The organism is Pseudomonas rhodesiae, from assembly GCF_013285305.1.
GTDB lineage: Bacteria > Pseudomonadota > Gammaproteobacteria > Pseudomonadales > Pseudomonadaceae > Aquipseudomonas > Aquipseudomonas rhodesiae.
The window spans coordinates 4,880,340-4,899,890 of sequence record NZ_CP054205.1 but is presented as its reverse complement, the minus strand read 5'-3'; the positions used below and the strand labels follow the sequence as shown (position 1 = coordinate 4,899,890).

General features: G+C 59.6%; 17 protein-coding genes. 9 read left to right on the top strand and 8 right to left on the bottom strand.

Features of this window, described 5'->3' with window-relative positions; all coding sequences use genetic code 11:
• The first annotated feature begins 106 nt into the window (after nucleotides 1-106).
• The gene (locus HRH33_RS22145) at nucleotides 107-1,255 is read left to right on the top strand and encodes a pyridoxal phosphate-dependent aminotransferase (RefSeq protein ID WP_167416622.1); all 1,149 of its coding nucleotides are present in this window, start codon (nucleotides 107-109) and stop codon (nucleotides 1,253-1,255) included.
• The gene (locus tag HRH33_RS22140) at nucleotides 1,243-2,034 is read left to right on the top strand and encodes an amidohydrolase (protein WP_167416623.1); all 792 of its coding nucleotides are present in this window, start codon (nucleotides 1,243-1,245) and stop codon (nucleotides 2,032-2,034) included. The genes HRH33_RS22145 and HRH33_RS22140 overlap by 13 nt, the downstream gene beginning before the upstream one ends.
• A 178-nt stretch (nucleotides 2,035-2,212) precedes the next feature.
• Here HRH33_RS22140 and leuA read toward each other — a convergent pair whose 3' ends face one another.
• The 4 genes from leuA to HRH33_RS22120 form a co-directional block, all read right to left on the bottom strand.
• A complete protein-coding gene (gene leuA, locus HRH33_RS22135) occupies nucleotides 2,213-3,892 on the bottom strand; it encodes a 2-isopropylmalate synthase (protein WP_034100403.1) in 1,680 nt (559 codons plus the stop codon).
• Nucleotides 3,893-4,214: 322 nt separating this feature from the next.
• The gene (locus HRH33_RS22130) at nucleotides 4,215-5,036 is read right to left on the bottom strand and encodes a M23 family metallopeptidase (RefSeq protein WP_034139223.1); all 822 of its coding nucleotides are present in this window, start codon (nucleotides 5,034-5,036) and stop codon (nucleotides 4,215-4,217) included.
• Between the two features lie 3 nt (nucleotides 5,037-5,039).
• Nucleotides 5,040-6,419 carry an exodeoxyribonuclease VII large subunit gene (xseA, locus tag HRH33_RS22125; RefSeq protein ID WP_034139222.1) on the bottom strand — a complete coding sequence of 460 codons (1,380 nt, stop codon included), beginning with the start codon at nucleotides 6,417-6,419 and terminating at the stop codon, nucleotides 5,040-5,042.
• A gap of 30 nt (nucleotides 6,420-6,449) precedes the next feature.
• Nucleotides 6,450-7,340 (bottom strand): LysR family transcriptional regulator, encoded by an 891-nt coding sequence (locus tag HRH33_RS22120; RefSeq protein WP_167416624.1) that lies wholly within the window; start codon nucleotides 7,338-7,340, stop codon nucleotides 6,450-6,452.
• A gap of 99 nt (nucleotides 7,341-7,439) precedes the next feature.
• Here HRH33_RS22120 and HRH33_RS22115 point away from each other — a divergent pair, with 99 nt between their 5' ends.
• From HRH33_RS22115 to guaA, 4 genes are all read left to right on the top strand, one after another.
• Nucleotides 7,440-8,207 carry a sulfite exporter TauE/SafE family protein gene (locus HRH33_RS22115; RefSeq protein ID WP_167416625.1) on the top strand — a complete coding sequence of 256 codons (768 nt, stop codon included), beginning with the start codon at nucleotides 7,440-7,442 and terminating at the stop codon, nucleotides 8,205-8,207.
• A 65-nt stretch (nucleotides 8,208-8,272) separates the two neighbouring features.
• Complete coding sequence (locus HRH33_RS22110) at nucleotides 8,273-8,821, top strand: hypothetical protein (protein WP_034100393.1); 549 nt, start codon at nucleotides 8,273-8,275, stop codon at nucleotides 8,819-8,821.
• 104 nt (nucleotides 8,822-8,925) lie between these two features.
• The gene (guaB, locus tag HRH33_RS22105; protein ID WP_034115028.1) at nucleotides 8,926-10,395 is read left to right on the top strand and encodes an IMP dehydrogenase; all 1,470 of its coding nucleotides are present in this window, start codon (nucleotides 8,926-8,928) and stop codon (nucleotides 10,393-10,395) included.
• 126 nt (nucleotides 10,396-10,521) lie between these two features.
• Nucleotides 10,522-12,099, top strand: coding sequence for a glutamine-hydrolyzing GMP synthase (gene guaA / locus HRH33_RS22100; protein WP_167416626.1), 1,578 nt, complete (start codon nucleotides 10,522-10,524; stop codon nucleotides 12,097-12,099).
• A gap of 190 nt (nucleotides 12,100-12,289) precedes the next feature.
• On the opposite strand, the gene HRH33_RS22095 is transcribed toward guaA, so the two are convergent.
• On the bottom strand, nucleotides 12,290-13,216 hold the full coding sequence (locus tag HRH33_RS22095; RefSeq protein WP_034139218.1) for a LysR substrate-binding domain-containing protein: 927 nt from the start codon (nucleotides 13,214-13,216) through the stop codon (nucleotides 12,290-12,292).
• A 158-nt stretch (nucleotides 13,217-13,374) separates the two neighbouring features.
• Between HRH33_RS22095 and HRH33_RS22090 the strand changes: the two genes are divergently transcribed.
• The 3 genes from HRH33_RS22090 to HRH33_RS22080 are packed head-to-tail and all read left to right on the top strand — an operon-like array spanning nucleotide 13,375 to nucleotide 15,115.
• Nucleotides 13,375-13,935: a sugar ABC transporter gene (locus HRH33_RS22090; RefSeq protein ID WP_167416627.1), complete on the top strand. Its 561-nt coding sequence runs from the start codon at nucleotides 13,375-13,377 to the stop codon at nucleotides 13,933-13,935.
• Nucleotides 13,928-14,254 carry a hypothetical protein gene (locus HRH33_RS22085; protein WP_167416628.1) on the top strand — a complete coding sequence of 109 codons (327 nt, stop codon included), beginning with the start codon at nucleotides 13,928-13,930 and terminating at the stop codon, nucleotides 14,252-14,254. Before HRH33_RS22090 ends, HRH33_RS22085 begins: the two co-directional genes overlap by 8 nt.
• Before the next feature lie 21 nt (nucleotides 14,255-14,275).
• Nucleotides 14,276-15,115: an MBL fold metallo-hydrolase gene (locus tag HRH33_RS22080; RefSeq protein WP_167416629.1), complete on the top strand. Its 840-nt coding sequence runs from the start codon at nucleotides 14,276-14,278 to the stop codon at nucleotides 15,113-15,115.
• A 117-nt stretch (nucleotides 15,116-15,232) separates the two neighbouring features.
• Here the strand turns inward: HRH33_RS22080 and HRH33_RS22075 are convergent, their stop codons facing one another.
• The 3 genes from HRH33_RS22075 to treR all read right to left on the bottom strand — a co-directional run bounded on the left by HRH33_RS22075 (nucleotide 15,233) and on the right by treR (nucleotide 19,469).
• Entirely contained in the window at nucleotides 15,233-17,536 is a 2,304-nt protein-coding gene (locus HRH33_RS22075; protein ID WP_103387571.1) for an autotransporter family protein, read from the bottom strand.
• 212 nt (nucleotides 17,537-17,748) lie between these two features.
• A complete protein-coding gene (locus tag HRH33_RS22070; RefSeq protein WP_243269793.1) occupies nucleotides 17,749-18,645 on the bottom strand; it encodes an alpha/beta hydrolase in 897 nt (298 codons plus the stop codon).
• A gap of 119 nt (nucleotides 18,646-18,764) precedes the next feature.
• The gene (treR, locus tag HRH33_RS22065) at nucleotides 18,765-19,469 is read right to left on the bottom strand and encodes a trehalose operon repressor (RefSeq protein ID WP_034100378.1); all 705 of its coding nucleotides are present in this window, start codon (nucleotides 19,467-19,469) and stop codon (nucleotides 18,765-18,767) included.
• Nucleotides 19,470-19,551: the final 82 nt, after the last annotated feature.

The window sequence follows — 19,551 nt, the reverse complement described above, 5'->3', positions numbered from 1 at the left end:
TCGCAGAAAGGGCTCTTGATGAGCCCTTTTTTGTGCGCGCCGGTTTGTGCCTTGACCCAACCGGGTTGGCAGCTTAAAACTTGGGGCTCATCCGCAGGGGCCTTCGATGATCAACAGCAAGCTGCCAACGGTCGGCACGACCATTTTTACCACCATGTCGCAACTCGCCGCTGAAACCGGCGCCCTCAACCTGTCCCAGGGTTTCCCCGATTTCAACGGGCCTCAAGGTTTGCTCGATGCGGTGGGCAAGCATGTTGCCGCCGGCCATAACCAATATTCGCCTATGACGGGTTTGCCGGCTCTGCGTCAGCAAGTGGCGGCCAAGATCGCCCGCTGTTATGGGGTTACGGTCAATCCCGACACCGAAGTGACCATCACGCCTGGCGCGACTGCCGCGATCTTTTGCGCCATCCAGGCAGTAATTCGCAGCGGCGACGAAGTCATCGTGTTCGACCCGTGTTACGACAGCTATGAACCCTCGGTGGAGCTGGCCGGCGGCCGTTGCGTGCATGTGCAACTGAGCCTGCAAGGCTTCGCGCTGGATTTTGAACGGATCAAGGCCGCGCTGTCGCCGCGCACGCGCATGATCATCCTCAACACCCCCCACAACCCGACCGGCGCGCTGATCAGCCGCGCTGAGCTGGACCAATTGGCTGAACTGATCCGCGACCGCGATATTTACCTGGTCAGCGATGAGGTTTACGAGCACTTAGTATTCGACGGAGTTTCTCACGTCAGCGTGTTGGCCCATGAGGAGCTGTACCAACGTGCGTTCGTGGTCAGCTCCTTTGGCAAGACTTATCACGTCACTGGCTGGAAAACCGGCTATGTCGTCGCCCCACCAGCGCTGACGGCCGAACTGCGCAAGGTGCACCAATACGTCAATTTCTGTGGTGTGACGCCGTTGCAGTGCGCATTGGCTGACTTTATGGCCGAACGCCCGGAGCATGTCGACGAACTGCCGGCGTTCTATCAGGCCAAGCGCGACCTGTTCTGCGACTTGCTGGCGCCGTCGCGTTTGAGTTTTACCCGGGTGACCGGTACTTACTTCCAATTGGTGGACTACTCACAGATACGCCCGGATCTGGATGACGTCGCCATGTCGCTGTGGATGACCCGTGAACATGGGGTGGCGAGCATTCCGATCTCGGTGTTCTACCAGCACCCACCCCAAGGCCAGCGTCTGGTGCGCTTGTGCTTTGCCAAACGTGAGGACACGCTGCGCCAGGCAGCCGAAAAACTATGCGTGATCTGACTGCACTGCCCGATCTGACGATTGCCCTGATACAGACCACTCTGGCCTGGCACGACCGCCAGGCCAACCTTGAGCATTTTGAACCGCTGCTGGAGCAGGCCAGGGGAGCCGATCTGATCGTACTGCCCGAGATGTTTACCACGGGTTTCTCCATGGAGTCCCAGGCCCTCGCCGAGCCGGAACACGGTCCCACCCAGCAGTGGTTGCAATCCCAAGCGGTCAAATACGACGCAGTGATCACCGGCAGCGTGATCATCCAGGCCGCCGATGGCAGCCACCGCAATCGCCTGCTATGGGCACGGCCCGATGGTGAGGTGTTGCATTACGACAAGCGCCATCTATTCCGCATGGCCGGTGAGCATAATCACTACACCCCCGGCGAGCGCCAAGTGCAGTTCGAATTGAAGGGCTGGCGTATACGCCCGTTGATTTGCTACGACCTGCGCTTCCCGGTTTGGAGCCGCGACGCTCAAGACACTGACCTGCTGTTGTACACGGCCAACTGGCCCGGCGCCCGGCGCCAGCACTGGAACCGCTTGCTACCGGCGCGGGCCATCGAAAACCTGTGTTATGTAGCCGCGGTGAATCGGGTCGGCACCGACGGTAAAGGCTTTGCCTACACCGGCGACAGTCAGGTGCTGGACTTCCAGGGAGAGACGTTGCTCAGTGCGGGGGAGGCTGACGGGGTGTTTCAGGTGAAGCTGGAAGCGGCGGAGTTGGCGGCGTATCGCGCCCGGTTTCCGGCGCATCTGGATGCCGATAGTTTTCAGTTAGTCTGACTGACCGCTATCGGGGGCAAGCCCCCTCCCACAGGTTGATTTGTGAAAACATTCAAAAATGTGGGAGGGGGCTTGCCCCCGATGAGTCCCTGACAGTGACAGTCAACCCAAATCCGATACTCAATAAAAAGGCCCCTGGATTCACACCCAGGGGCCTTTGGCACTCAGCGGCCGGCGTTTACGCCGCCTTCGCTTCCAACTGGCTCAACGAGCGGTTCAGTGCACTGAACAATGCCTTGAAGCTGGCCGTGGTGATGTTTTCATCGATGCCCACGCCATGCACCGGGCGTTCGCCGTTCACACGCAGTTCGATGTAGGCCGCCGCCTTGGCGTTGGTGCCCGCGCCGATGGCGTGTTCGTTGTAGTCCATGATCTCGACCGCCACCGGCAGGCCGGCCACCAAGGCTTCCAGCGCGCCGTTGCCTTTGCCTTTCCAGTGCAGGTTGGTTTCGCCCTGGCCTTTGCCGGAGACTTCCACTTCGACGAAGCTGTTGCCGTTCTCTTCCTGCAAACGATGGCTGACCAACGCATACGGTGTGTTGGCTTGCAGGTATTCACGTTGCAGCAACGCATAGATTTGCGGTGCGGTCATCTCCAGGCCCACGCGGTCGGTTTCGGCCTGCACCACTTGGCTGAACTCGATCTGCATGCGACGCGGCAAACTGATGTCGTATTCCTGTTCCAGCAGGTAGGCGATGCCACCCTTGCCCGACTGGCTGTTGACGCGGATCACGGCCTCGTAGCTGCGGCCGATATCGGCTGGGTCGATCGGCAAGTACGGGACTTCCCACAGCGCGTCGGATTTCTGCTGGGCGAAGCCCTTGCGGATCGCGTCCTGGTGGGAGCCGGAGAACGCGGTGTGAACCAGGTCGCCGACGTACGGGTGACGTGGGTGGACCTGGATCTGGTTGCACTCTTCAACGACTTTGCGCACGCCGTCGATATCGGAGAAATCCAGCTCAGGGTCCACGCCCTGGGTATAGAGGTTCAGGGCCACGGTGACCAGATCGACGTTACCGGTGCGCTCGCCGTTGCCGAACAGGCAGCCTTCGACACGGTCGGCACCGGCCATCAGGCCCAATTCGGTGGCAGCCACGCCGGTACCACGGTCGTTGTGGGTGTGCAGGCTGATGATCACGCTGTCACGGCGGTTGATATGGCGACCGAACCACTCGATCTGGTCGGCATAGATATTTGGCGTGGCGCATTCCACGGTGGCCGGCAGGTTGAGGATGACCTTGTGCTCCGGTGTCGGGTTCCACACCTCGATCACGGCGTCGCAGACTTCCTTGGCGAACTCCAGTTCGGTGGCGCTGAAGGTCTCAGGCGAGTACTCGAAGGTCCACTGGGTTTCCGGTTGCTGGGCGGCGTATTTGACGAACAGCTTGGCGGCGTTGACCGCAATCGCCTTGATCCCGTCCTTGTCCTGGTTGAACACGATGCGGCGGAACGACGGCGAGGTGGCGTTGTACAAGTGCACGATGGCCTTCTTGGCTCCGCGCAGGGATTCGAAGGTACGTGCGATCAAGTCTTCACGGCCCTGGGTCAGCACCTGGATGGTGGTGTCCTCGGGGATGTGGTTGTCTTCGATCAGGGTGCGCACAAAGTCGAAGTCGGTCTGCGAGGCCGCCGGGAAGGAGGCCTCGATTTCCTTCACGCCCACCGCGACCAGGGTTTTCCAGAAACGCAGTTTTTTTACCGCATCCATCGGTTCGATCAGCGATTGGTTGCCATCACGCAAGTCGGAACTGCACCAGATTGGCGCGGCGGTGATGGTTTTCGATGGCCAGGTGCGGTCCGGGATATCGATGGTCGGGAACGCGCGGTACTTCGAAGACGGGTCTTTGAGCATGCTCATCGGGAAATCCTTTATGTAGGGGCCGAGAAGAGGCGGCCTGCCGTGGAACTGTTATTGGGGATAAAGCACAAGACGAGGCAGATCGATTCAGCCTGGCAGTCGTGCGCTGACAAGGCACAGGCTGCGGTGCTGGCGGAGCTGAATGAGGGTATGAGAGGTTTTCATAGGTCCAACCCTAACCGCCGAGGTGAATGATGGCAAGCAGTCGAAAAAAATTGATAGAAGTTCTTTGTTGTGCAGTCTGATCGAGATTTTCTGCCAATTATTCGGGTGTGATATGGGTTTTATTGCGCGCCAATTCTTAGGCGCGCAATCGCGGATATCAAGGTTGGAAAGCGCCAATAAAGATCGCTGGGTCCACCCGCGCATCGTTAAGGCTGACGTTCCAGTGCATGTGCGGCCCCGTCGCGCGGCCGGTCGAGCCGACCTTGCCCACCACCGCGCCTCGCACCAGTTGCTGGCCGACCTTCACGTCGATCGTGGACATGTGGCAGAACATGCTGATAAAGCCTTGGCCGTGATCAACGAACACGGTATTGCCGTTGAAAAAGTAATTGCCCACCAGAATCACTTTGCCGTTTGCAGGCGTTTTGATCGGCGTGCCGGCGGGCACCGCGAAGTCCAGGCCCGAATGCGGGTTGCGCTCTTCGCCGTTGAAAAAGCGGCGCACGCCGAACTTGCTCGACAGCGGACCGTTAACAGGCTTGTCCAGCACCAGATTGCTCGGCAGGTTCGGGCTGAAACTGCGGTAAGCCTTGATCTGTACCGCCAGCTCGGCCTCGATGCGCTTGAGCTGCGCCGGGGCAGGGTTGACCTGGCTTTTGTTCTTCAAGGTGATGCGCTGTTCCGGGTACTTTTTATAGCCGACGATAAAGGGCAGGCTGCGGCCGCCGCTGCTGATGCGCTCGTTGCCGGGTTTGACCGTCAGCGGAATGCCGACGATCGCCAGCCAATTGTCCTGTTCCTTGACCACCAGCACCGGCTTGCCTTGATACGTGGCCTTGGGCGCCGTTGCCGAAGGGCCCAGCTCGACCACTGCCACGCCGCCCGGCACCGGTTTGTTCAGGGTGCGGCTGATGTAACTGTCGGCGTGGGCGTTAAAGGTCAGGCATAGCAGCATCAACAGGCTAAAAAGACGTGGCATCGATCAATCCAGTAACGAAAGGGTAACGGGTGTCAGGTGGTTGTCTTCCACCCGCACTTGCAATTGGCCTTCACCGAGTCGCGCGGTCAGACGCTGGCCGGTGTGGGTCTGCGCGGCACTGCGAATGGCTTGGCCGCGCTCGTCCAGCAGGATGCTGTAGCCGCGGCCCAGGGTGGCCAGCGGGCTGACCACCTGCAGCGTCTGCACCTGGCTTTGCAATTGCAGGCGACGCGCCTTGAGGCCTTCGCGCATGGCGCGCGGCAGGCGTTCGGCGAGGCTGTCCAAGCGCTGGCGCAATAGGGCCAGTTGGCGTCCCGGATGCTGGCCGGCGAGGCGGGTTTCCAGGCGGATCAAGCGCTCGCGACGGGTGTTGAGGCTACGCTCGAAGGCACGGCGCAGGCGCATGTCCAGGTCGTCCAGGCGTTGGGCCTGTTGGCGCAGACGTTCGCCCGGATGACGCAGCCGGCGGGCCATGCCCTCAAGTCGCAAGCGGTCGTGCCGCAGGCGGTTGCGCATCAGCATCACCAGGCGCCGATGCAGGTTCTCCACCTGGCGCACCAGATGGCTTGAATCCGGCGCCAGCAGCTCGGCGGCAGCGGACGGTGTAGGCGCACGTACGTCAGCCACGAAGTCGCTGATCGACACATCGGTTTCATGGCCGACGGCGCTGACAATAGGGGTTACGCAGGCATCCACCGCACGGGCCACGGCTTCTTCGTTAAAGCACCAGAGGTCCTCCAGCGAACCGCCGCCACGGGCCAGGATCAGTGCGTCGAAGCCGCGCGCATCCGCCAGTTTCAGCGCCCGTACAATTTGCGGGATGGCTTCGCGGCCTTGCACGGCGGTGGGGATCAACGTCAGTTGCACCTGCGGCGCACGGCGACGGAATACACTGATGATGTCGCGGATCACCGCGCCGGTGGGCGAGCTGATGATGCCGATGCGCTGCGGGTGGGCCGGCAGCGGCACTTTGCGCTCGGCGCTGAACAGACCTTCGGCGCTGAGTTTTTCTTTCAGCGCATCGAAGGCCAGGCGCAGCGCACCGTCGCCTGCGGGCTCCACGGTGTCGAGAATCAACTGGTAATCACCACGGCCCTCAAACAACGAGACCTTGCCGCGCACCTTCACCGCCAGGCCATCCTTCAAGGCCTGCCGAACCCGTGCGGCGTTACTGCGAAACAATGCGCAGCGCACCTGGGCGCCACTGTCCTTGAGGGTGAAATACACGTGGCCGGACGCCGGGCGGGCGAGGTTGGAGATTTCGCCTTCGACCCAGATATTGGCGAACACGTCTTCCAGCAACACCCGCGCACGGCCGTTGAGCTGGCTGACAGTCAGAACTTCGCGGTCCAGGCCCAGACGGGCAAACGGGTCTTTAATCATGGCAACAGGTCTTTAATCATGGGCGGCAGTTTATAGGCATTCGCTTAGGGTTTGGCAGAATTGCTCGACCAGCGCGCTCGGCCCTTGCGCGCAGGCCAGGGCCACGGTGCTGAGGCTGTCCGGCTCGACCAGAGGTAAAAAACGCAGGTTGGCAGGTGCAATGTCCTGCATGGATTTTGGTAACAAGGCAATACCGAAACCGGCCTGGATCAACTGCAACTGCGTGGTCTTGCGCGACATCACCCGAGCCGCCTTGGGGAAAAAACCGGCGCGCATGCACAGCTCGGCGGACAGATAACTCAAACCGCCGCGCTGAGGATGGGGGATTGAAATAAACGCCTCATCCCGCAACTGCGCCAGCTCTATGGGCGCATCACGGCCAGCCAGCGCATGGTTCGGCGGCACCGCCAGCATCAAGGGTTCGCTGTATAAAGGCTGTACGCGCACGCCTTCGCGCTGGCGCAACACCGGCAAGCGCAGCAGGCCGATGTCCAGGCGGCCGTCGGCGATCTCTTCCAGCTGCGCTTCGGAGGACATCTTGGCGATATCCACCGACACCCCAGGGCAGCGCTCCAGCCAGGCACTGATGCCGCGCAGCAGCACGCCGCTCATCGGCACGGTGCTCGAATGGCTCAGACGCAGGGTGCCGACCTGGCCGCTGCCGATCTGGGTCGCCACTTCACTGGCCTTATGCAGTTCGCTCAGTAGGTTGCGCGCCCGAGGGTAAAAGGCTTCGCCCGCCGCGGTCAGCTTCGGTTGGCGCGCCGTGCGTTCGAACAGCGGCGTTTGCAGTTGGTGCTCAAGCGCCTTGATTTGCCGGCTCAAGGCCGATTGCGCGACGAACAGGCGCTCGGCCGCGGCACTGAAACTGCCGCTGTCGGCGATTTCAACGAAGTAGCGCAATTGACGGGTGGAGATCACGCGTTATGCCTTTTTAAGATGACTTGAGGGATTTGAAGATATTAGTCGCAACGCTCGTCGATGGCTAAAGTGAACGCTATCTCTTGCAAGGAATCACCCATGGGCCCGGTTGAGCTGATAAGTCAGTGGTCGTTTAGCGGTTTGGAGTGGCTCGTGATCGGCCTGGGCGTGGCCGTTGCCTATATCGTGTTCGGCATCGCCGGCTTTGGCACGGCGCTGGTGGCCGGGCCGGTGTTGATTGTGTTTATGCCGCTGTCGAAGATCATCCCACTGCTGGTGCTGTTGGATTTTGTCGCGGCGTTTGGCGGTTTGCTGCAAACCCGACGAGACGTGAGCAAGCCCGAGTTATTGCGCCTGCTGCCGTGCATGGCCGTCGGTTGCACCTTGGGCGTGGTGTTTTTGCTCAATCTGCATTCCGACCTGCTGCTGCTGTTGATGGGGTTGTTTATCAGTGCCTACGCCCTTTATAGCCTGGCGATAAAGGGCCGCCCGACGCAGTTGGCTGCGGGTTGGTCGATCCCGATGGGGACGATCGGCGGGCTGTTTGGTGCGCTGTTCGGCAGCGGCGGTTTTTTATATGCGATCTACCTGAACAGTCGTCTGCCCAAGGACGCGGCGCGCGCCACCCAAAGTGCGTTGATCAGTTGCAGCACTGTGGTGCGCTTGAGTCTGTTCCTGATCGCCGGCGTGTATGCGGACTTACCGCTGTTGCTGCTTGCCGTGTGCTTGTTGCCGGCGATGGCCGTGGGGTTGTGGGCAGGGCGCAGGTTGACGATGCGCCTGTCGCGGGAGGCATTCGTGCGCTTGGTGACTTGGCTGGTGCTGGCCAGCGGCATTGCGTTGATTGGACGGTATTTGAGTACTTGACCTGATTTCTTCAGGGATTAAGCTGCCGTCCTCCCAGGCGTCAGAAGCCACACCGCAGGACTCCCATGAACTCCCAAAGCATCCTTGTTCCGAAAATCTCCACTTTGCCCGTGCACGAACCCCGCGCTCGGGCAATCGTGCGCTGGCTGGTGCGCAAGAATATCGTCAAGGAAGAACTGACCACCTGCGGCCGCACCGGCAACCGCATGGGCTATGCCCTGGCCGACGGCGCTCGCGCCGTGGTGTTGTACCCCGAAGCGCTACCGTTCAACGAGCCGGTCAATGGGCTGGAAATTATCTATAAACGCTGTATCTACACGCCCGCCAAAGGCTTTCTTGGCGAGGCCGGCTGCCCGGAGTGTCGGCGGGAAGTGGGGGAGGCGTTGTTCGAAAGCCTGGAAGACTGGATGCCCGGCCACACCGACAACTTCACCTGCCCACTGTGCGGGCATGAAGATGACATCAACGGCTTTCTGTTCTTGCAGGAGTGCGGGTTTTCCAACCTGGGATTTATCTTCAACAACTGGGCTGAAGCGGGCTTCAAGCAGAGCTTTATCGACGAATTTGCCGATTGGCTGGACCAGAAGATCAGTTGGGTCAAGGTCGAACTTTAATCCATCTATCAGTATTACCAAGTTTGTCAGAGTTTTACATTGAGCCAGGCAGGGTGCATGTATATAATGGCGCGCTTCCATTTTCCCGCTCGGGAGCCCCCGCGATGCTGCGTATCAGCCAAGAAGCTCTGACATTCGACGACATTCTCCTAGTGCCTGGTTATTCCGAGGTGCTTCCTAACGAAGTCAGTCTCAAGACCCGCCTAACCCGTGGCATCGAGCTGAATATTCCCCTGGTCTCCGCTGCCATGGACACCGTTACCGAAGCCCGTCTGGCCATTGCCATGGCTCAGGAAGGCGGCATCGGCATCATCCACAAGAACATGACCATCGAGCAGCAAGCTGCCGAAGTGCGCAAGGTCAAGCGTTACGAAGCCGGTGTGGTGAAGGATCCGATCACCATCGAAGCCGACGCTACCGTGCGTGATCTGTTCGACCTGACCCGCCTGCACAACATCTCCGGCGTTCCGGTACTGCACGATGGCGACCTGGTCGGCATCGTTACCTCCCGTGACGTGCGTTTCGAGAACCGTCTTGAAGTCACCGTCCGCGAAGTGATGACGCCTAAAGAGCGTCTGGTCACGGTCAAGGAAGGCGCCGACAAGAACGACGTGCGCGAATTGCTGCACAAGCACCGCATCGAGCGCGTGCTGATCGTCGACGACAAATTCGCCCTCAAAGGCATGATGACCGTCAACGACATCGAAAAAGCCAAGGCTTACCCGCTGGCCAGCAAGGATGACCAAGGTCGTCTGCGCGTCGGCGCCGCCGTCGGCACCGGTAAAGACACGGGTGACCGCGTTGCGGCCCTGGTCGCTGCCGGTGTGGACGTGGTGGTGGTCGACACCGCCCACGGTCACTCCAAAGGCGTGATCGACCGCGTACGTTGGGTCAAACAGAATTTCCCTGAAGTGCAAGTGATCGGCGGCAACATCGCCACCGGCGCTGCCGCCAAGGCCCTGGCCGAAGCGGGCGCGGATGCGGTCAAGGTCGGTATCGGCCCTGGCTCGATCTGCACCACCCGTATCGTCGCCGGTGTGGGCGTGCCGCAAATCAGCGCCATCGCCAACGTCGCCGCTGCCCTTGAAGGCACTGGCGTACCGTTGATCGCCGACGGCGGCATCCGTTTCTCCGGTGACCTGTCCAAGGCCATCGTCGCCGGTGCCTCCTGCGTGATGATGGGCTCGATGTTCGCCGGTACCGAAGAGGCGCCGGGCGAAATCGAACTGTTCCAGGGCCGTTCGTACAAGGCTTACCGCGGCATGGGTTCGTTGGGCGCCATGTCCCAGGCGCAAGGCTCTTCCGACCGTTACTTCCAGGACTCCTCGGCTGGCGCTGAGAAGCTCGTTCCGGAAGGTATCGAAGGCCGTGTGCCGTACAAGGGCACCCTGAGCGCCATCATCCATCAACTGATGGGTGGCCTGCGTTCCTCGATGGGCTACACCGGCAGCGCCAACATCGACGAAATGCGCACCAAGCCAGAGTTCGTACGGATCACCGGCGCCGGCATGGCTGAATCCCATGTCCACGACGTGCAGATCACCAAGGAAGCGCCAAACTATCGGGTCGGCTGATGCCGACAGCTATAAGCCACAAGTTATAAGCTGCAAGCGGGGCTGTATTCGTACAGCTACCGCGCGGCTTCCGATTACTTGCAGCTTGCAGCTTGAAGCTTGCAACTGCTCTTCAGAGTTTCTCTCATGGCCCTCGACATTCACGCCCACCGCATCCTGATCCTCGACTTCGGTTCCCAGTACACCCAACTGATCGCCCGCCGCGTGCGTGAAATCGGCGTGTATTGCGAACTGCATCCGTTCGACATGGACGACGAAGCGATCCGCGAATTCGCCCCTAAAGGTGTCATCCTCGCCGGCGGCCCCGAGTCCGTGCACGAAGCCAACAGCCCGCGCTGCCCACAAGCCGTGTTCGACCTGGGCGTGCCGGTCTTCGGTATTTGCTACGGCATGCAGACCATGGCCGAGCAACTGGGCGGCAAGGTCGAAGGTTCCGAGTTGCGTGAGTTCGGTTACGCCCGTGTGGACGTGGTCGGCAAGAGCCGCCTGCTGGACGGCATCGAAGATCACGTCGACGCCGACGGCCTGTTCGGCCTCGACGTATGGATGAGCCATGGTGACAAGGTCACCAAGATGCCGGAAGACTTCCACATCCTGGCCAGCACTCCGAGCTGCCCGATCGCCGGCATGTTCAGCGACGAGCGTCGCTACTACGGCGTGCAGTTCCACCCGGAAGTGACCCACACCAAGCAAGGCGGGCGCATTCTGTCGCGCTTCATCCTCGATATCTGCGAGTGTGAAGCCCTGTGGACCCCGTCGAAAATCGCTGAAGACGCCATCGCTCAAGTACGCGCCCAGGTCGGTACCGACAACGTGCTGCTTGGTCTGTCGGGCGGCGTTGACTCCTCCGTGGTTGCTGCGCTGCTGCACAAGGCCATCGGCGACCAACTGACCTGCGTGTTCGTCGACAACGGCCTGTTGCGCCTGCACGAAGGCGAGCAAGTGATGGCCATGTTCGCCGAGAACATGGGCGTCAAAGTAATCCGCGCCAACGCCGAAGAGCAATTCCTGAATAACCTGGCCGGCGAGTCCGACCCGGAGAAGAAGCGCAAGATCATCGGTCGCACCTTCATCGACGTGTTCGATGCCCAGTCCAGCAAACTGGACAACATCAAGTTCCTCGCCCAGGGCACCATCTACCCCGACGTGATCGAGTCGGCCGGCGCCAAGAGCGGTAAGGCCCACGTGATCAAGTCCCACCACAACGTGGGTGGCCTGCCTGAGGAAATGAACCTCAAGCTGGTCGAACCGCTGCGCGAACTGTTCAAGGACGAAGTCCGTCGCCTGGGCCTGGAACTGGGCCTGCCGTACGACATGGTCTACCGTCACCCCTTCCCAGGCCCGGGCCTGGGTGTGCGTATCCTTGGTGAAGTGAAGAAGGAATACGCCGACCTGCTGCGTCGCGCCGACCATATCTTCATCGAAGAATTGCGCAAGGCCGACTGGTACCACAAAGTCAGCCAGGCGTTCGTGGTGTTCCAGCCGGTCAAGTCGGTTGGCGTGGTCGGCGATGGCCGTCGTTACGCCTGGGTCGTGGCCCTGCGTGCAGTGGAAACCATCGACTTCATGACCGCCCGCTGGGCACACCTGCCGTACGAACTGCTGGAAACCGTCAGCGGCCGTATCATCAATGAGATCGAAGGCATCTCGCGCGTGACGTATGACGTGTCGAGCAAGCCGCCAGCGACCATTGAGTGGGAATGATTGGACGTCCGGCATTGTCCGGCACCCACTAGCAAAAAATGCCCTGGAGCCCGCGTAACTGCGGGCTTTTGGCTTTTTGGGGCTGGCAAATTCTGGCAGCTTTGTGCATCGCCAGGCAGCGTGTCTGTGTGACGTCAGCTCCGGTCGTTACGGCTTAGGCGGGATCACCCTGGCTCAAGCGTGTGAGCGTCTAGGGGAGGCGAAGAAGATGATCGCCGCGGGCAAGTTCTGTTCCCTTCTTTGCTTCGTCGAGCAGCCATTGAGCAAAAGCTTGTATTGGCTCTCTACCCAATTCGATGGGCTCAGGGAGGATGAGGCAGAAGGTTTTAGAGATGGTTTTTCCGTCCGGCCACGGGGCGATCAGGCTTCCTGACGCCAGTTCGGTCTCAACGTACAGGCGCGGTACTAGCGCAACGCCGAGGCCGGCCAATGCGGCTTCTATCAACATTCCATGGAGATCAAAGCGTGCGCCAATTGCAGGATTGGTCAGCGGGCTTCCCACCTCTTGGGAGTAGTGTTGCCAAGCGTCAGGGTTCTGTCGTCGGTGAAGGCGCGGTAATTCGTCCAATGCGGTTGTTCGATTGCGTCCTGTCAGAAGTCCAGGATGGCAAACCGGAACCAGCACTTCATGCAAAAGTTGGTGAGTTTGCATGCCCGTCCACGCCGGGTGTTCGAAATGGATGGCAGCATCGAATCCGCTACCGGCCAGGACGAAGGGCTCCATGCGCTCGGCCAAATGCACAGTAATGTTCGGATGCTTCTGCTGGAAGCGTCCCAAGCGAGGGATGAGCCATCGCATCGCGAACGTTGGGATAGTGGCAATGTCCAGGCTTGCGCCATCGTTCGGCTGCCCCATCAAGTACTGACTGTCCCGATCCAAGCGGTCAAGTGATTCGCGAACCTGCGCCGCGTAACGCTCTCCGTTAGGAAGGAGTCGGACACGATTGCCGATCCGCTCAAACAGCGTGACCCCGAGGAAGGCTTCCAACCGGCCGATCTGGCGACTGATAGCTCCTTCAGTCAAAGACAGTTCCTCTGCCGCGCGCGCGAAACTGCCGTGGCGGGCGGCGGCTTCAAATGCTGTCAGTGCCGTGCTGCTGGGGATCTTCCTTCGCATGAGCGTTCCCTTTCTGATGATGGCGATCCAGCTTAGCTTGATCTTTTGTCACTGAAGCATATCGATTAATCGTTTTATACGCCGAGATCAAGGTCATAGCATGACTAGACATCAATAATTAGGGCCGGACCTACGAAAAGGCCGGTAGCAAGCTATCCATGATCTATACCGTCGAGTGCAGCTTTGCTGACCCAGTCAGCGAAGCACTGTGGAATGATTTCTATAGCCTGGAGAAGTTACCCGCGCTTATTTCCGTAAGTGGGTTCCATACTTCGCAACGCTTCAAAGCGATTAGCACTGGTTGCCCTGTGTACCTGGCCATGCACTCGATCGACGGTCTGGCTGTGCTTGAAAGTGATGAGTATCGCCAGAAGGGCGGGGGCGACTTCGCACGCTGGCAGCAGTACATTACCGATTGGCACCGCAATCTTTACGGCGGCCTTGAGCGCGCGCCTGTCATCGGTGAAGGCGAGTATCTGATCGTGAGCGCAGTCGGTCCCGAGCCGCTCATCGAGATGGGGCTCACGCCTGAGCAGATGTGGGCGGTCGCATTGGAGAAATGTCCTGAAAACAGGTGGCTGGCGAAGCTGGATAGCGCCATTAGTCTTGGTGCAAATACCCTTCCAAAGAACGTGCACCTCTATGCACCGATGACCGCGCAATTGACCGGTGGCAATGGCGCAGTGCCCCAGACGCAGGGGCGGAATCGACATGCCTAACCTGACGATCTTTATCCAGGCGCAAAAGATGCCGCCCGAAGCGAATCTGGCGGAACTCACCGGACGATGCACCCTGCTTTGCACGGACGTCCTCCAGGCTGCGCTGGACAACGTGCATGTCATCTATGTCGCTGCTCGCCAGGGGCGTGGGCATCCTGCTTACGCGCAAATCAAGTACCGCCTCGAACCGTTCAGAACGGCATCGGTCATGGACGATTTCATGGCGCGACTGGATGAGGCAATAAAACGCCATGCCGGGCTAACGGCACGCATCCGTTGCTTTGGCTATCCAGCCGATACCCTCTACGCGCGGAACTGATGATCCGCAAGGAGTGCCGCAATGAACGACATGAAATTTCCGGGCCAGCAGATCGGCGACTTTTCGATTACGGCCATCAGTGATGGATACCTTTGCGCAAGTCTGGATCTTCTCTCCAACATTAATCCTACGCAGGCGTACAAGTTGCAGCAGGACGCAGGTGTGAGCGACCCATCCTCGATTCACATCAACTGTTACCTGGTGCGTGGAAGGGGCCGCACGATCCTCATCGATGCGGGGGCTGGTGGTTTCAAGCAGTGGGGCGGCAAGTTAAAGGCGAATCTCGCGCTTGCTGGGGTGCAACCCGCTGACATTGACACCATTCTTCTGACCCATGCTCATCCCGACCATGTTGGGGGCCTGCTTGACTCTTCAGGGGAAGCAGCCTTTCCCGATGCAGAGTTAGTCGTCCACCAGCGCGAGGTTTCTTTTTGGAAGGATGATGGTCACCTCAGCCGAGCGAGTGAGCGGGCTCGTGGCAACTTTCTGTTTGCTCGCAAGGTGTTCGATCAGTATCGGGAGAAGACGCGCACGTTTACTGATAACGAAGTTCTGCCTGGCATCAGTGCGATGCCTCTTCTGGGGCATACCCCAGGACATTGCGGTTATCGTCTCGATTCCAATGGTCGTAGTCTGCTGGTTTGGGGGGATATCGTTCATTTCCCCCAAATTCAGATTGCTCGTCCCGATGTATCCATTGCATTCGACCAAGATCCGCTTCTTAGCGCCGAAACACGATCCAAACTATTGAGTGTTGTTAGCTCGGATAAGATTCTTATCGCGGGTATGCACCTTGGCGAACTCGGGTTTGCACGTGTCGAACGGCTAGGCAAGACCTACAAAATTTCCTACGAAACTTAGCGGCTGTTGGCGATGCCTACGATGCGTCGGCTACGGCGCCCACCCGCCGCAAACCACCAGCCTGAAAACAACAAAACCCGCATGGGCGGGTTTTGTTGTTTCTAGCGAAGGGGTTTATCAGAAGTCGTAACGCACGTTCGCACTGAACGTATCGGCGTCGAAACCACTGCTGGTCAGGTAGTTGTATGTCCCTCCCACGCTCCAAGCGCCCACTCGGTAGTTTGCACCCAGGCCCAGCTCGTAGCTGTCGCGCGCTGGTGTGGCGCCGGTGGTGGTGAATGGGGTGCCGCCGAGCACGAAGGTGGAGGTGGTGCCGGCCTTGTCGCCGATGAAGTCGTGCCAGGCCATCAGCTTGGCTTCCGGTTCCAGGCTGCCTGCACCTAGGTCAAAAGCGGCCGCCAGGCGAGCGCCCAGGCCCATTTCGCCGATTTCATAGCGCTGGCTGCCGACGTTGAGGGCGGCTGAGCTGCCTTTCTCGTGGTACGAATCCATCGACACATTGGCATAGCGCGCACCGACCTGAGGTTCCAGCAGCCACTGCTTGTTGAGCTGGAACGTGTAGCCGGCCAGTGCGTTGACGCCAAAGATCTCACTGTCGTAGTCGGCCTTGGCACGGGTGCCGGCGATGTAGCGTTTGGATTCGTTGTCGTTCCAGCCATACATCAGCGAGGTGTCGACAAAGAAGTTGTCACGGGCCCAGTTGCCGTACAGGGTCAATGCGTGGCCACTGACATCGGTTTTGTTGCCCAGGTCGGATTTGACGTCGCTGGTCAGGTAGCTGTAAGCCAGGCCCACGGTGGTCTCGGCGTTGACCTTGCCGTCGGCGCCCACGGCGATGCCGTTGGTGTTGGCGTCGTAGCCTGCGACACCGTGGCGACTGTCTTGGTCGGCATCGCTGGACAGCGCTTGCAGCCATACGCCTTGTTCAGCCAGCACGTCACCGGAGGACAAACCGCTGCGCGCTTTGCTGGCACGACGGTTGATGGCGCTTGCGACCAAGTTCTGGCTGTTGGTGGCAGCGTTGATCGCCCCGCGGCTGACATCTGGGGTCAGGGTTTCGGCCAGTTTGGCCAGCTCTTCGGCGGTGGCGGCATTGGCGAAGCTTTGGAATACCGGGTCGCTTTCGTCCAGTTGGCCCATCACCGTGTTCTTGAACGGCTTGATGGCATTCACCGCATTACGCGAGCCGTGGGCACCCAGCAGGTCTTGTGTGACGACCTCATCATTGCGGGTGGCAACCAGTGCTTTCACGTCCTGGCCTTCAATGCCGAAGTTCTTCACTTCAAGCAGGGCCGAGGAGGAAACCACGGACAGGTTCTCCGGGTCTTCCCACGTACCGGAATTGATAAGGGTGTAGCGGTTGCCCGCGGCCGAGGTGCGGAAGTCATCGGAGCGAGCCTGCAATTCGATCTGGCTGCCTGCAGAGAAGAAGGTATTGCCGGTGACTTTCAGGATCGGCGCGTTGGGCAGTGTGTCGTTATCAAGCAGCAGACGCAGGCGCGCAGTGTCGCTGTCCATGTCGAGGTCGCCGACGATGGTGGTCTGCGGGCGAAGCAGCGTCAGGCGGCCACCGTCGATATCGACGAAACCGGCGCGGATGGTCGAGCCATCGAACATCGCCTCGCCTTGCACCAGCACGCCACTGAGGCCCAGCAGGTCACCCTTGACCTGACCACCTTGCCAGTAGAAGTACGAGGGTGAGGCGTTGTCGTTCACCAGAATTGCCGCAATGCCGCCTTCGATCAGGCCACCTGTCTGCCTGATGGAGAGGGTGTCGAAGCCCCCGGAGGTGTCGAGGTTGACGAAGTGGATACCCATGCCTTCGCCGGAGATAGTCCCGCTGTTGTTGATATCGCTTGTGAAGGGCGCGCCTGTCATCTGCCCGGTGAAGCGCGCGTTCTCGATCTCGATGCCCGCTGAATCGAGGCCGCGAGCGGTGATCGTGCCCGAGTTATTGATGCGCGCCTGAGTCGAGGTGATCATCATGCCGTTGGCGTTTTGGCCAGTCACACTGATCTTGCCGTTGTTGTTTACGTTGCCCGCGATATTCGCCTGATACAGGTCCAGCCCCATCGCGCCGTTGCCGCTCACCGTAATGTCGCCGTTATTGACCAGGTCGCCCGCGATGTTGGAATTAAGGAGTACGGCGATGCCGGACGGGACGTCGCTGGGGCTGGTGGTCGTCAGGTTGATGTTGCCCTGATTGATCAGATTGCCCGCCAGGGTCACGTTGAGCAGGCCGACACCTGCGTTTTGCGAGGTCCCGGTCAGGGTGGCGTTATTGAAAACATCGCCGTCGCTGTTGTAGGCCCCGTTGCTCAGGTCATAGTTGAAGTCGGGTGCGGGTGCGGCATGGACCGTGGCAGTGGCAGCCGCAACGGACAGCGCCAACAACGAGCGGCGCAGGTGGGAAATGTTCAAGGCAGTATCCTTACAGGGCGGAAACTGACAGGGAATAACGCGCGCGTCAGCGTCCGTCTTTTAGGCATCCCTGCCAGCTTGTCAGTGAGTGCTGATTCAAGCGCGGCCGAATTTACACGATGCGTGTAGGACAATTCATCAAGAAAATGATTAAGGCCGGGAAAAAAGCTAAAAAATGCGACGTTTCAGTTATTTTTTTTAACTTTGCGGAATTAATCAGCAATAGCTGGAACTTCAGGGTTATTGGCGCTGTCACGCGCCGCGCGGAGCCTGATGGGGGAGGTAGTGGGTTGTTTCAAAGGGATCTGCCTACTCTCAGCCTCAAGACGCTGATGCGCCAACGGAGTTTTAGCCCATCGGCTCCATGCCGCTTCCCACCCCTTGTCATGACTTGCCCCTGGTACATGCACGCATTGGGAGAGGGGCGAGCCAAGTGCCTGTTGGTACTGATCGGCTAAATGACTCGGAATGATTGAGTCAGCTTCTGCGATGAAATGACGCTGGGGTATTAAGACGAGTCGATCACGGTAGTCCAGCGGTTCCAGTGAACCGTCGAGCGGGGACAACCCTTTCATCGCCGCCCACAGACGTGGGCTGAGATTGCCGGCAAGGGTTTGCACTTGGGTCACATCATTGCGCTGCGCCGCCAGCAATAATGCCAGGGCGGCGCCTCCTGAATACCCCACCAGTTCGAACTCACGATTGCCATATCGCTGTTTCAGTTGGTCCATGGCCTGGCTGAGACGGTCGACCACTGCCTGAGAAAATCGTCGATCGGTCCAGAGTGAGGTTTGACAGGTTGCGGCCATCACGAACTGGCAGGGGCGTGCCAAGTAAACGTTCGGCGTCGGATCGTCGACCGCCAGCCGTGGCACCAAGAGATTATGCGGGCTTGGGTCCAGGCTGGGTTGTGTGGCCGTGGCCCAGGAATGCCCATCGCCTTCCAAATAGACACGCAGGCGAGTCATTTTTTCGGCAGTTCGCGGTGCAAGGATGAAGAGGGGGAACGCATGTCCCGGCAAGACCTCCCAGTGTCGGCCATGCTCTTGAGCCAGTTGTTGCAGCGCCTCACGCGGCGTCTGGCAGGCGATGAGCAGCACGCTGAGCATCACCAACCAGGCTTTACAGACGCCGGCCAATGGCCGACGGCAGGAAAAGTCTCTACTCAACATAGGGGGGAGTTCTTCGTAGCAGATGACTTAACGCCAATGCTTTTTCCTGACTCGGCTCACCGCCGCGCAATATCCGAAAAATAAAACTTATCCAATGTATGCCGCGACTCGGTGTACTCGAACTGCCGTCCATCCTGGAAGAATGTCTGGTTGCTCACCACGATCACATGGCTCTGGCCGTCGAGGTCCAGGTGGGCCTGGTCGTCTTTGCTGCGGGGCAGGGCTTTGATGGTGCGTTGGGCGTAGCTGATTTGCAGCTGCAACGTCTGTTCGATGAACGCGTAGATCGACTGCTCGGCAATGGTGCGGTCCAAGCCTGGGATCAGGTCGGCGACGAAGTGGTTGATGTCGAGGATCACGCGTTTGCCATCGATGTGTCGTACCCGTTTGATGCGGGTGATCAGCGTGCCGGGTTCGGCTTCGATGTGTTGCAGCAGCGAACCCTCCAGCGGGATCTGGGTGAATTCGACCACTTCGGTCAGGACGTCATCGCCGAGGTCGGCGTGGGTTTCGTGGAAGCTGACGATGCCGCCCAGTTGAAACTCGATCGGGTTGGGCGACAACACGAACGTGCCCTTGCCGTGGATCTTTTGCGCAAAGCCACGTTCCTGCAACTGTTCGATGGCGCGGCGCACGGTGCCTCGGCTGGCCTGGTAGCTGTCCATCAATTCGGTTTCGGAGGGGAGGCGCGTACCACGTTGCAGGCGTTCAGTGGTGATGCTGGCAAGCAGATCGCTATAGATCTGGTTGTATTTGCTCATGGGGATGGCTCTGTGCCCGGCTTATTCAGGCTCGAACCTTAGTGCTACCGATAGGGTTTGTCCATTGAGCCCTTGGTTGCTG

Bases quoted from the DNA above. Each gene is read 5' to 3' on its own strand.
- HRH33_RS22145 (WP_167416622.1), top strand. From the start codon at position 107: ATGATCAACAGCAAGCTGCCAACGGTCGGCACGACCATTTTTACCACC.
- HRH33_RS22140 (WP_167416623.1), top strand. From the start codon at position 1,243: ATGCGTGATCTGACTGCACTGCCCGATCTGACGATTGCCCTGATACAG.
- leuA (WP_034100403.1), bottom strand. From the start codon at position 3,892: ATGAGCATGCTCAAAGACCCGTCTTCGAAGTACCGCGCGTTCCCGACC.
- HRH33_RS22130 (WP_034139223.1), bottom strand. From the start codon at position 5,036: ATGCCACGTCTTTTTAGCCTGTTGATGCTGCTATGCCTGACCTTTAAC.
- xseA (WP_034139222.1), bottom strand. From the start codon at position 6,419: ATGATTAAAGACCCGTTTGCCCGTCTGGGCCTGGACCGCGAAGTTCTG.
- HRH33_RS22115 (WP_167416625.1), top strand. From the start codon at position 7,440: ATGGGCCCGGTTGAGCTGATAAGTCAGTGGTCGTTTAGCGGTTTGGAG.
- HRH33_RS22110 (WP_034100393.1), top strand. From the start codon at position 8,273: ATGAACTCCCAAAGCATCCTTGTTCCGAAAATCTCCACTTTGCCCGTG.
- guaB (WP_034115028.1), top strand. From the start codon at position 8,926: ATGCTGCGTATCAGCCAAGAAGCTCTGACATTCGACGACATTCTCCTA.
- guaA (WP_167416626.1), top strand. From the start codon at position 10,522: ATGGCCCTCGACATTCACGCCCACCGCATCCTGATCCTCGACTTCGGT.
- HRH33_RS22095 (WP_034139218.1), bottom strand. From the start codon at position 13,216: ATGCGAAGGAAGATCCCCAGCAGCACGGCACTGACAGCATTTGAAGCC.
- HRH33_RS22090 (WP_167416627.1), top strand. From the start codon at position 13,375: ATGATCTATACCGTCGAGTGCAGCTTTGCTGACCCAGTCAGCGAAGCA.
- HRH33_RS22085 (WP_167416628.1), top strand. From the start codon at position 13,928: ATGCCTAACCTGACGATCTTTATCCAGGCGCAAAAGATGCCGCCCGAA.
- HRH33_RS22080 (WP_167416629.1), top strand. From the start codon at position 14,276: ATGAACGACATGAAATTTCCGGGCCAGCAGATCGGCGACTTTTCGATT.
- HRH33_RS22070 (WP_243269793.1), bottom strand. From the start codon at position 18,645: ATGCTCAGCGTGCTGCTCATCGCCTGCCAGACGCCGCGTGAGGCGCTG.
- treR (WP_034100378.1), bottom strand. From the start codon at position 19,469: ATGAGCAAATACAACCAGATCTATAGCGATCTGCTTGCCAGCATCACC.